The sequence below is a fragment of the Plantibacter sp. Mn2098 genome, assembly GCF_049319745.1.
Classification (GTDB): domain Bacteria; phylum Actinomycetota; class Actinomycetes; order Actinomycetales; family Microbacteriaceae; genus Plantibacter.
In genome coordinates this window covers 571,753-583,184 of record NZ_JBMOUH010000002.1, presented here as the reverse complement: position 1 = coordinate 583,184, position 11,432 = coordinate 571,753, and the positions used below count along the sequence as shown (strand labels likewise).

Here is an 11,432-nt window from a genome sequence, read left to right as displayed (position 1 = left end):
GCCGAAGCCCGGTCCCTGAGCCTGTCGAAGGGCGATCCCCACCCGCCGAAGCCCGGTCCCTGAGCCTGTCGAAGGGCGATCCCCACCCGCCGAAGCCCGGTCCCTGAGCCTGTCGAAGGGCCCACGGGAATACCTCGCGACCCCACTTAGTTGACGTACATCAACAACTTGTCATATAGTTGCGCAATATCAACTAACTGAAGCGGGCGACTCCAGGCCGCCACCACACATCCCGATCGCGGAGCTCATGTCAACCACAACCACCCCCGTTCCCGCAGCGACTGCGGACAACGGCATGACACATCGCCAGGTGCTCGAGGCCCTCTCCGGCCTCCTCCTCGGCATGTTCGTGTCGATCCTCGCCGGCACCGTCGTCTCCACCTCGCTGCCGCGCATCATCTCCGACCTCGGCGGCGACCAGACCGCGTTCACCTGGGTGGTCACCTCCACCCTCCTGGCCACCACGGTCTCCACGCCCATCTGGGGCAAGTTCGCCGACCTCTTCAACCGCAAGCTGCTCATCCAGCTCGCCCTCGGCGTCTTCGTGCTCGGCTCCGCCCTCGCCGGCTTCTCCCAGGACACCGGGACGCTCATCATGTTCCGCGTCCTGCAGGGTCTCGGCGCCGGCGGGCTCACCGCGCTCAGCCAGATCATCATGGCCGACATCATCAGCCCGCGTGAACGCGGCCGCTACATGGGCCTCTTCGGCGCCGTGATGGCCGTCGGCACCGTCGGCGGACCGCTCTTCGGCGGCCTCCTCACCGACTCGGTCGGCTGGCGCTGGAACTTCTTCGTCGGCGTCCCCGTCGCGATCGTCGCCATCTTCCTGCTCCAGAAGACGCTGCACCTGCCCAAGCGGAAGGTCGGCAAAGTCCGCATCGACTACCTCGGCGCGGCCCTCATCGCCGGCGGCGTCTCCCTGCTCCTCATCTGGGTCACGATGGCGGGCAGCCAGTTCGAGTGGGCCAGCATGACCACGCTCGTGATGGTGGGTGCAGCCGTCCTCATCCTCGCGGCCGCCGTCATCGTGGAGATCAAGGTCAAGGAGCCCATCATCCCGATGTCGCTCTTCAAGAACCGCACCTTCACCCTCGCGGTCATCGCGAGCATCTCGGTGGGTGTCGCGATGTTCGGCACCTCGGTGTTCCTCAGCCAGTACATGCAGCTCGCCCGCGGCGCCACACCGACCGAGTCCGGTCTGCTGACGCTCCCGATGATCGGCGGCCTGCTGATCGCATCGATCGTCGTCGGACAGCTGATCTCGCGGTTCGGGCGGTGGAAGCCGTACCTCATCGTCGGATCGATCCTGCTGACCGCCGGACTGTTCCTCATGAGCACCATCCACTACGACACCAACTACGTGCTCGTGTCCGTGTACATGTTCGTCCTCGGCGCCGGCGTCGGCATGGTGATGCAGAACCTCGTGCTCGTGGTGCAGAACGACGTCCTGCCGACCCAGCTCGGAACCGCGAGCTCCGGCATTGCGTTCTTCCGCAGCCTGGGCGGCACCATCGGCGTCTCCGTGATGGGGGCGGTGCTCGCCACGAAGGTGACGAACATGCTCGCCGATCGCGCAGCGGACCTGCAGGCGGCCATCGTCGCCCTCGGCCCGAGCGGTGCCGCCGTCGCGAAGCAGTTGCAGAGCGGCACGATCCCCAAGGTGAGCACACTCCCGGAGTCCGTCCGGGTCATCATCGAGTCGGTCTACGGCAACGCGGTGGCGGAGATCTTCCTCGTCGCGGCACCGCTCGCGATCCTGACGATCATCGCCGTCATCTTCCTCCCCAACCGCAAGTTGGGCACGAAGACCGCGCTCCAGCGGATGGCGGAGACGAAGGGTGCGGACGGCGCGACCAGCGGCGCGGCTGTCGGCGCGGGCGTCGGCACGGGCTCGACGGCCACCGGCTCGATCACGGCGCAGGCCGGTGAGACGGTGCTCGATGTTGCGGATGCCACCGTCGGATCGGACGTCTCCTACGACGACGCGATCCTCGATGCGGAGTTGGAAGCCGACCTCGCGGCCGAGCAGGATGCCACTGTCGGCGCCGGCGCAGGCATCGCAACCGGTGTTCGCTCCGGTGGTCGCTCTGGTGCTGCCGGACGTGTGCCCGGAGGCGCATCGGCAGGTCCTGCCGGCGATGCGCACGGCGGCAGCCCGAAGCACGCCGAGCGCCCAGCGGACTAGCCCGAGAGCTGCCGTACAATGCTCACGATGTCCAGCGATCACGCGCCAGAGCGCAAGCAGACGACTGAGCCGCAGACGGCTTCGGTCCCGGAGATGAGTTCGCTCGTCTCCGGGGCTTCGGCCGTTGTCGGGGCTTCGGCCGCTTCCGAAGCTCCGGCCGTTCCCGTGACGAGCGCCGCGCGTCGAGCGGCGGCCGAGCCGGGTGCGCTCGATCTCCCAGCGACATCGAAATCGCCCGGTGATCCGGGCTTCGATGAGGCGATCTCGGCCGTCGAGGAACAGTTCGGTCTGCTCGTCAACCGGATCCGGGTCGCGATCCGCGATCGTGCCGAGCGGGTCAGCCCTGGCCTGCAGCCCGCCGCCTACAAGCTGCTCACGATGGCGGTCCGCTACGGTTCCGTCCGCGCAGGCTCGCTCGCGGAGTTGCTCTCGTCCGACAAGAGCTCGGTCAGCCGGATGGTCCACCAGCTCGAGGGTCTCGGCCTGCTGGAACGGCAGCCCGATCCGGATGACGGTCGTGCAAGCCTCATCGTCGCGACCGACGAGGGCCGGCGTCGTGTCAACGAACTCCGCGTCGACGACCAGGCGCTGCTCTACCGGCAGATGGCAACCTGGGACCGCACCGACATCGAGCGCCTGGCCCATCTCCTCGCCAAGCTGAACGACACCATCTAGCTCCCCTCCGGCCCGCGAACTGTCACTCGTGGCTGGTCTGGCACCGCCAGACCGGCCACAACTGTCAGCTCGCGAGGTGTCAGTTGTGGCCGGTTTCAGGCGGTCAGAACCGCCACGACTGACAGTTCGCGGGCTTCGGAGACGGTGGGCTACTCCTGGAAACGGAGGTTCTCGATGGCGGTACGCCAGGAGTGCCGGGGATCGAAGCCCAGGACACGACGCGCCTTGTCGATCGACAGCAGCGTCTCGTTCGGGCCGACCTCACGTGTGACCGGCACGCCAGGGAAGACCTCCTCGATGAGCTCCGCATTGGGGCGCGACATCACGGTGTCGGCCGCCGCGATGATGAACCGATCGAATCCGCGCTGCTCCAACTGCAAGGCGCGCAACACGGCCTGAGCGCCGTCGCGAGCGTCGATGTAGCCCCACAGGTTCCACTTGCGGGCGCGAGCATCGGCGTCGAAGGACGGGAACGCCGCGTAGTCCGCCTCGTCCATGACGTTCGAGAAGCGCAACGCGACGATCTTGACCTCCGGGTTCCAGCGCGTCAACTGGATCGCGAGCTGCTCTTCGAGGTGCTTCGACAGCGAGTACGTGGATTCGGGCCTCGCGTCGTACTCCTCGTCGACCGGGATGTACGGCGGCGGGGTGTCGAACGGCAGCCCGAGCACCGTCTCGCTCGACGCCGTCACGATGTTCGTGATCCCTGCTTTGATCGCACCGTTCAGGACGTTGTAGGTGCCGAGCATGTTGTTGTGGAAGGTCGCCGTGTTCGAGGCGAGGCCAGGGGCCGGGATGGCACCGAGATGCACGACCGCGTCGAATCCGTCCGGCGCCTGCTCGTCGATGCCGGTGAGCGCGTCGAGCACCTGACCGGCATCCTGTAGATCGATGCGGACGAAGCCGGGTCCCCGCTCCCCTGCTTGATCGAGGTTCACGACGTGATGGCCGTGCTCCCGAAGTTCACGGACGACCGTCCGTCCCAGCTTGCCCGAGCCACCCGTCACTGCGATTCTCATACGCTCATCCTCCTCCACGCAGGCGTCATCGGACGACCCGATGGGCGAATCGATCCCACAGCGACGCCTCGCACGCGCCGCGGCGGTCAGCATCAGCAGGAGGGAGTTGCAGCCATAGGATTTCTATGCGACACTCTTGTATATTAGGTATTGAGTGATTTGGTCCTTCATGACATCTTCACTCGCGATCACGCAGACACCCACCCCGCTGCACAACGACGACATGGAGCAATGCATCCCGATGAGATCCAGCACCCGACCACACACCGCCAAGCGACGACGAATCGCTTCCGGCCGAGTCATCGGCGCCAGCGCGGCACTCACCGTGGCCTTCGCCGCACTGGGAGCCGCTCCCGCCTCCGCCGCGGAAGTCGAGTTCCCGTACACGAACGACTTCAGCTCCACAGACGGCGGCACCCTGTCCGGTGACGCCACGATCTCCGACGGCTGGCTCAAGTTGACCCCCAACGCCACCTTCAAAGCAGGATCATGGCAGATGGACGACACCTTCTCCACCGACCTCGGCATCGACGTCACCTTCGACTACTCGACGTACGGCGGCTCTGCTAGCAACGGTGGCAACGGCCTCTCCTTCTTCCTGTCCGACGGCGCCGCTCCGCAGGGAGTGGGAGCGCAGGGCGCAGCCCTCGGCTATGCCGCATTCCAGCGGAACGCTTCGAGTGCCGGTCTGCCGGGAGGATTCCTCGGCGTCGGCATCGACGAGTACGGGGCCTTCTCGAGCGATCCTGCCTTCAACAGCAACGCGCCGGCACCCCTGCGGAACTCGATCGCGCTCCGCGGATCGGGCAACGAACTGGCCGGCTACGACTACCTCACAAGAGCCGCGTCACCGGGAGGGATCTCGACCGGAGCGCGGGCGACTCCCCACACCGTTCGAGTCATCGTCGCCCCCGATTCCAACGGCGACCTCATGGTCGACGTGTGGAAGAACCGCGGACCGGGAACCCCGCTCGAACAGGTCATCTCCGACGTCGACCTCACCTCCGCGCCGGGCCAGGCGGATCTCCCCGACACCCTCCGGATCGGCTTCGGAGCCGGCACCGGTTCCGCATGGAACGCCCACGAGATCAGCGAAGTGAAGGTGAGCGTCCCGACCGACCTCTCCATCAGTCAGACTGCGCCGGCTTCCGTCGAGGTCGACGGCACCATCACGTATTCGGTCGTCGCCTCAAACGAGAGTGCGATCCCGGTGAACGGCGCCACGATCTCCGACATCCTGCCGTCGTCCGTTTCGAACGTCACTTGGACGTGCACCGACACCAACGGCACCTGCGGCGAACCGAGCGGCACCGGCAACACGATCAATACGACCGTCGACCTGCCCGCCAACGGATCCGTGACCTACACGATCAGCGGAACGGTGCACCCCACGGCCTCGATCGAGCACACCGCGACGATCACCGAGCCCGCCAACCGGAACGAGATCGACAGCTCGAACAACACCACAACGGCGACCACCTCCGTCACCGACCGACCAATCACGGTCTCCAACCTCCCCACCACCGACACGCAGGTGGCAGCGGGCAGCACAACCGACATCCCGTTCCTCACGTCTGGCGGGTCCACCCCGGCCGGAGCGGTCGATCTGAGCTGGACGTCGGATGACGGCATCCCGTTCAGCACCAACACGATCCGAGAGGTCGACGCCGCGGGCAGCCGCACCATCACGGGCGAGCTGTCGACCGACGGCACCCGTCTGACGCTCGACGACTACGCCGGAGTGTGGAACGACGCATCGCCGTCCCGCGATCTGTACCCGACGGCGACGATCCCCGCAGACGCCCAGCCAGGCGAGACGTTCTCGTTCACGACCGAGGTCAGCACCAACCCCGGATACTCCAACACGGCAACGACCACGACCACGACCAACGAGTACACGGTCACCGTCGAGAACCCCTCCGTCGAGACGTCCTCATCGATCACCTGGGACGACGCGAACGGCAACGGGATCCCCGATGCAGGCGAACCGGTCGAGACGCACGCCAACGTCACGAACACGGGCATCACGCCCCTCACCGATGTGCGAGTGACGGACGGACTGGACACCGCTCTCGGTTGCGACGTCACGACGCTCGACCCCGGTCAGAGCATCGTGTGCGCCTCCTCAGCGCCGCATGCGCTCACCCAGGCGGAAATCGACGCAGGCAGCCTCACCACGACGTTCGCCCTCAGCGCCACCACACCGGCCGGGACGCCGTTCACCGGCACGATCCCGTCGGCGACGCTGACCCTGGAGGCAGCTGCTTCCGGAACGGTCAAGCTGGACGCCGACACCGACGGCGAGCAGCTCAAGGCGGGCGACATCGTCACGTACACGACGTCCGTGACGAACCAGGGCAACGTGACGCTCAACGACCTCACCGCCCGAAACAGTCTCGCCACGGGTGACGCAACCGCCACGGCGACAAGTCTCGCCCCCGGCGCGGTCGCCACGCTGACCTCGACCTTCGAGGTCACGCAGGACGTCCTCGACAGCGGCGAGTTCACGAACGACGTCGAGGTCAGCGCCATGACGCCCGGTGGCGCCCCGGTGACCCTCGGTAGCGACTCGGTGCTCACGGTCGTCCCGGAGCGTGCCACCGTCGATCTCACCGTGAACGGAGATCGCCTCCTGACAGCCGTTGGCGAGAACGCCGTCTTCACGGCAACGCTTGAGAACACCGGAAACCGCACGCTCACGGATCTGAGCATCGTCGATGGAGAAGCGCACGCCTTCACGTGCGACCAGACCTCACTCGCTCCCGGGGAGCGTGTGGAGTGCACCATCACGGTCACAGTGACCGAAGCGCACGCGTCGTCGGGCTCGATTCGTGCGACGGCGAGCGGCACCGCTCTCACCCCGGCGGGAACAACCGTCGAGTTCGGGCCGGAAGAGGCGAACATCCCCGTTGTGCCTCTGCCGATCGCCCTCGCGATGACCGGGGCCGGCGGGTTGGTTCCAGCAGGAATCGCCAGCGCCTTGCTGCTGCTCGGCGGTGCGGTCGTCCTGGCGCGGAAGCGCTCGCGAGTCGAGGTTCAGGACTAGCCAGCCCACCAGACGCGTCCTGAACAGATGAGTGAGAGAGGCCGACACCGTTCCGGTGTCGGCCTCTCTCGCGTTCGCCGTGCACGACCGGAGGAATTCGGGGAGCGGCCTGTGCGTTGGGGTCAGCGTGAAGTTGAAGTTGTACACCTCGTCGTTCTGCGCCCCGTGTATGCAGGCGCGTTCCGTCCTCGCGGAGGTCGCGACGCTCGTGCCAGGAGCGGTCGTCGAGGAACGCGACGTCGCCTTCCGGATGGACGAGGCGGAAGCGGACGACGTCCGGTCGACACCGACTGTCATCATCTCCCGCGACGACGGCACCGAGGTGTTCCGCGCCGCTGGAGCTCCGACGCTCAACCAGGTCCTCGTGGCCGCTGCGAAAGCGCTCTGACCCGCGCAGCTACTGCGTGTTGAAGACGGCGTCGAACGACTGGGCCGGCAGATCCCACAGGAGTGAACGGATGTAGGTGACGGCTTCTGCCGCACCGTGGAGGCGGTCCATGCCGGCGTCCTCCCACTCGACCGAGATCGGGCCGGCGTATCCGATGGACGTGAGCGCACGGAATGCGTCCTCCCACGGCACGTCGCCGTGGCCGGTGGACACGAAGTCCCAACCACGACGCGGGTCGCCCCACGGCAGGTGGGATCCGACGACTCCGGCGCGACCGTTCGCTGGACGGACCCGTGTGTCCTTGCAGTCCACGTGGTAGATGCGGTCCTTGAAGTCGATAATGAACGCGACCGGGTCGATGCCCTGCCACATCATGTGCGAGGGGTCCCAGTTGAACCCGAACGCCTCACGACGGTCGATGGCTTCGAGCGTCCGCACCGAGGTCCAGTAGTCGTAGGCGATCTCGGACGGGTGCACCTCGTGGGCGAAGCGCACACCTTCGGCGTCGAACACGTCCAGGATCGGGTTCCAGCGGTCGGCGAAGTCCTGGTATCCGGCGTCGATGACCGAGGCCGGCACTGGCGGGAACATGGCCGAGTACTGCCAGATCTTGGATCCGGTGAATCCGACGACGGTGTCGACGCCGAGTTTGCGAGCGACTCGCGCCGAACGCTTCATGTCCTCTGCCGCGCGTTGACGGACGCCTTCCGCGTCGCCGTCGCCCCAGGTGTAGGGGCGAACGATCGCCTGGTGGCGGAAGTCGATGGGGTCGTCACACACCGCTTGACCGGTGAGGTGGTTCGAGATGGCGTGCACGGTGAGTCCGTGGCGGTCCAGGATGTCGAGGCGGGACTGCACGTAGGCATCGTCCTCGTCGGCCCGCTTGAGGTCGAGGTGGTCGCCGGAAGCCGCGATCTCGAGTCCGTCGTAGCCCCAACCGGCGGCGAGTGCCGCGACCTCTTCGAACGGGAGATCCGCCCACTGGCCGGTGAACAGAGTGACGGGGTGGCGGGAAGGCGTGCTCATCAGGCGGTCCTGTTCTCTGCTGCGAGGGAGGGGGTGGGGACGGTGAGGTCGGGGATGGCTGCGTCGTACCGGTTGGCTGCGACGAAGGAATCGGAGGGGATGTCGATCCACGTCCCGGCTTCGGATGCGTCCAGCACGGCGTCGGTGATCGTGGCGGCGCGCACGCCGTCCGCGAAGCGGGGCAGACCGGAGGGCTGCTCGCCGCGGATGGCCGCGTAGGTGTCGGCGACGAATGCGTTGAAGGCGTCCTGATAGCCCTGCGGGTGTCCGGACGGCACGATGGAGAGCCGTGCGGCGTCCGGTTTGAGCGAATCGGTGTCGCGCGGGAGGATCTCGGTGCCGACACGACGTCCGAGCCAGAGCGACTCCGGCTGCTCCTGATCGAAGCCGACGCTCAGTTCCGTGCCGGACACCTCGAGGTGCAGCCGGTTCTTGCGACCCGGCGCGAGCTGCGAGACGAGGACGGTACCGATGGCGCCGGATCCGGTCTGCAGGACGAGCGCTGCGGCGTCCTCGGTCGTGATCGCGGCGTTCTCCGCACGGTTGCGGAAGAACGTGCGAGTCGTCGCGGCGATGCGTTCGATGCGCTGCCCGCTGATGAACTCGATGAGGTCGACGAGGTGCGAGCCGATGTCGGCGAAGGCACGGGACCGACCGCCGCGTTCGGCGTCGACCCGCCAGTTGTCGTCGGTGCTGGCGAGCAGCCAGTCCTGGAGATAGGTGCCCCGGATGGTGAGCACCCGGCCGAGTTCACCGGCCTGCACGCGGGCGCGTGCTTCGCGGACCATGGGGTGGAAGCGGTAGACGAACGGCACGGTCGCGACGACTCCGGCTGCTTCGGCTGCAGCCGCGAGGGTGCGCGCGTCGGCGGCGCTCGTCGCGAGCGGCTTTTCGCAGACGACGTGCTTGCCCGCGCGGATGACGGCGAGCGCTTGCTCGGCGTGCAGCGCATTGGGTGTGCACACGTGCACGACGTCGACTGTCGGGTCCGCGAGCAGTTCGTCGAGCGAGGCGTAACCGCGCTCGAAGCCGAGCGCCTCCGCGGCGGCGGCGGACCGCTCCGGGCTGGAGCCGACGAGTCCGACGAGTCGACCTCCGGCCGCACGGGCCGCTCGGCTGTGGACGGTGGCCATAAAGCCGCCGCCGATGACGGCGACGCCCGGAGCAGTCCGTGCGCTCATTCGGTGAACGTCCGAACGCGAGGATCCCACGACTCCGGGAGAGCCGGGGCGAGGTCGACCGTGCTGGCGACGTCGACGGATGCCTTCGACTGAGCCGACTCGGCCGTGGAGACCATCACGTCGAGGACGTGGAACGCCAGCTCGCCCGACGCGCGCTCCGGACGGCCGGCGCGGATCGCCTGAGCGAGCTCGACCACACCGGTCCCGCGGGACGATGTCGAACCCGTCGAGGGGATGGTCTCGGCTTCCTCTCCGCGGTGCACGATGAGATCGCCTTCGAAGGTGTTGGGGTCAGGGACGACGAGGGTGCCGGTCGAGCCTGCCACCTCGAACTGCGAACGCGAGAGCTTCGAGTCGAAGCTGAACACGGTCTGCGCAACCTGTCCGCTCTCGAATTCGTAGAGCGCGCTGACGTGGGTCGGCACGGTGACGTCGAACGACTCCCCTGCCCGAGGACCGGACCCGATGGTGCGGGTCGGCGATGCGGTGGAGGCGCGCGCGGTGACCCGCGCGATGGGGCCGAACAGCTGCACGAGCGCCGTGAGGTAGTACGGGCCGATGTCGAACAGTGGACCGGCGCCCTCCTGGAACAGGAAGTCGGGGTTGGGGTGCCATGACTCGGGGCCGGGGCTCTGCATGAGCGTAAGCGCGGTCAGTGGGGCGCCGATCTCGCCGCGCTCGACGAGCCGACGCGCTGACTGGATGCCAGCACCGAGGAAGGTGTCCGGCGCCGTGGCGACGCGCAGACCGGCGGCATGCGCGGCTTCGAGCAGTTGCAGGCCGCTCTCGCGGTCCAGCGCGAACGGCTTCTCGCTCCACACGTGTTTGCCGGCCGCGAGCGCCTGCAGCGCGATGGCGACGTGGACCTTGGGGATCGTGAGGTTGACGACGATCTCGATGGCTGGGTCCGCGAGGAGTTCCTCGACCGTTCCGGAGCCTGGGACGCCGTACTTCTCGGCTTGCGTGTGTGCCCGCTCGGTGTCGATGTCGGCGACGAACCGCACATCGAGGTCCGGGAACGTCGTCAGGTTGCCCAGGTACTGATCGCTGATGACGCCGGCGCCGATGAGGCCGACACCGACGGGGCCGATGGACTGTGCTGCTGCACTCATGCGGTGACGCCGTTCTTGGTGAGGAACTCGAAGCTCTCGGTGAGACCGGCGAAGATGTCGCCGTCGAAGTCGTCGAACTCGACCACGCGCAGCGCCTGCGGAGCTGCGGCGAGGATGTCGAGGACGGGGATGACGCCCGCGCCGGAGGGGAGCTGCTTCTTGGTGTCGCGGGAGGCGTCGCCGTCCTTGACGTGGATGAAGGCGACCCGCTCGCCGATCTGCTTCAGGACGTCGACGGCGCGGCGTCCGCCGACCTCGACCCAGTACGTGTCGACCTCGAAGACGACCGCCTGGTCGGTGATGGACGCGAGGTACTCGAGCGGGCTGAGCCCCTCGATGTCGCCTTCGAGCTCCCACCAGTGGTTGTGGTACCCGAGCGCGACGCCGTGCGCGGCCGCGACTGCCGCAGCCTCGTTCAGGTCGTCGGCGATGCCCTTGACGCCGTCCGCCGTCGCGAAGCGCTCAGCGGCGATGGCCGGATCGATGAGCACCTCGACGCCGGCGGCTGCAGCCGCGCCGAAGTAGGCGGCGTAGTCGGTGCCGCGAGCGATGAAGTTCGCGTGCGCGCTCGGGGTTGCGAGGCCGGCATTGTGCACGGCGCTGACGTCGGCGTCCGGTCCGAAGCCGAAGAGCTCGGCCTGACGGTATCCGATGTCAGTGAGGCGCTTGAGCGTGGCCTCCTGGTCTGCTGCCAGTGCGTCTCGCACGGAGTAGAGCTGGACGGAAAGTTGGGAATTCGACACGTTTCTCCTCATTGATGAAGGTTCCGAACAGCCGACGCTGCACGGATCACACTACCG

General features: G+C 67.3%; 9 protein-coding genes. 4 read left to right on the top strand and 5 right to left on the bottom strand.

Annotated elements, in window-relative coordinates:
• The first annotated feature begins 247 nt into the window (after positions 1-247).
• Positions 248-2,185, top strand: a complete 1,938-nt coding sequence (locus tag ACL9RL_RS05510) for an MDR family MFS transporter (protein WP_422779203.1) — start codon at positions 248-250, stop codon at positions 2,183-2,185.
• A gap of 27 nt (positions 2,186-2,212) precedes the next feature.
• Positions 2,213-2,860, top strand: a complete 648-nt coding sequence (locus tag ACL9RL_RS05505; protein ID WP_422779202.1) for a MarR family winged helix-turn-helix transcriptional regulator — start codon at positions 2,213-2,215, stop codon at positions 2,858-2,860.
• 149 nt (positions 2,861-3,009) lie between these two features.
• On the opposite strand, the gene ACL9RL_RS05500 is transcribed toward ACL9RL_RS05505, so the two are convergent.
• Complete coding sequence (locus ACL9RL_RS05500) at positions 3,010-3,879, bottom strand: NAD-dependent epimerase/dehydratase family protein (protein ID WP_422779201.1); 870 nt, start codon at positions 3,877-3,879, stop codon at positions 3,010-3,012.
• Between the two features lie 241 nt (positions 3,880-4,120).
• On the opposite strand from ACL9RL_RS05500, the gene ACL9RL_RS05495 reads away from it, so the two are divergent.
• Both ACL9RL_RS05495 and ACL9RL_RS05490 read left to right on the top strand, forming a co-directional pair.
• On the top strand, positions 4,121-6,925 hold the full coding sequence (locus ACL9RL_RS05495; protein WP_422779200.1) for a DUF7507 domain-containing protein: 2,805 nt from the start codon (positions 4,121-4,123) through the stop codon (positions 6,923-6,925).
• 127 nt (positions 6,926-7,052) lie between these two features.
• Positions 7,053-7,313: a thioredoxin family protein gene (locus ACL9RL_RS05490; protein ID WP_422779199.1), complete on the top strand. Its 261-nt coding sequence runs from the start codon at positions 7,053-7,055 to the stop codon at positions 7,311-7,313.
• 9 nt (positions 7,314-7,322) lie between these two features.
• On the opposite strand, the gene ACL9RL_RS05485 is transcribed toward ACL9RL_RS05490, so the two are convergent.
• Genes ACL9RL_RS05485 through ACL9RL_RS05470 form a run of 4 tightly spaced genes read right to left on the bottom strand, consistent with a single transcriptional unit; the run spans position 7,323 to position 11,375 of the window.
• Entirely contained in the window at positions 7,323-8,339 is a 1,017-nt protein-coding gene (locus ACL9RL_RS05485) for a sugar phosphate isomerase/epimerase family protein (protein WP_422779198.1), read from the bottom strand.
• Complete coding sequence (locus ACL9RL_RS05480; RefSeq protein WP_422779197.1) at positions 8,339-9,520, bottom strand: Gfo/Idh/MocA family protein; 1,182 nt, start codon at positions 9,518-9,520, stop codon at positions 8,339-8,341. The genes ACL9RL_RS05485 and ACL9RL_RS05480 overlap by 1 nt, the downstream gene beginning before the upstream one ends.
• The gene (locus tag ACL9RL_RS05475; protein WP_422779196.1) at positions 9,517-10,632 is read right to left on the bottom strand and encodes a Gfo/Idh/MocA family protein; all 1,116 of its coding nucleotides are present in this window, start codon (positions 10,630-10,632) and stop codon (positions 9,517-9,519) included. Before ACL9RL_RS05475 ends, ACL9RL_RS05480 begins: the two co-directional genes overlap by 4 nt.
• Positions 10,629-11,375: a sugar phosphate isomerase/epimerase family protein gene (locus ACL9RL_RS05470; RefSeq protein WP_422779195.1), complete on the bottom strand. Its 747-nt coding sequence runs from the start codon at positions 11,373-11,375 to the stop codon at positions 10,629-10,631. Before ACL9RL_RS05470 ends, ACL9RL_RS05475 begins: the two co-directional genes overlap by 4 nt.
• Positions 11,376-11,432: the final 57 nt, after the last annotated feature.

What these genes read in the sequence shown, in the direction of transcription:
- ACL9RL_RS05505 (WP_422779202.1), top strand. Translation starts at nt 2,213, where the DNA reads ATGTCCAGCGATCACGCGCCAGAGCGCAAGCAGACGACTGAGCCGCAG.
- ACL9RL_RS05475 (WP_422779196.1), bottom strand. Translation starts at nt 10,632, where the DNA reads ATGAGTGCAGCAGCACAGTCCATCGGCCCCGTCGGTGTCGGCCTCATC.
- ACL9RL_RS05510 (WP_422779203.1), top strand. Translation starts at nt 248, where the DNA reads ATGTCAACCACAACCACCCCCGTTCCCGCAGCGACTGCGGACAACGGC.
- ACL9RL_RS05495 (WP_422779200.1), top strand. Translation starts at nt 4,121, where the DNA reads ATGAGATCCAGCACCCGACCACACACCGCCAAGCGACGACGAATCGCT.
- ACL9RL_RS05480 (WP_422779197.1), bottom strand. Translation starts at nt 9,520, where the DNA reads ATGAGCGCACGGACTGCTCCGGGCGTCGCCGTCATCGGCGGCGGCTTT.
- ACL9RL_RS05485 (WP_422779198.1), bottom strand. Translation starts at nt 8,339, where the DNA reads ATGAGCACGCCTTCCCGCCACCCCGTCACTCTGTTCACCGGCCAGTGG.
- ACL9RL_RS05500 (WP_422779201.1), bottom strand. Translation starts at nt 3,879, where the DNA reads ATGAGAATCGCAGTGACGGGTGGCTCGGGCAAGCTGGGACGGACGGTC.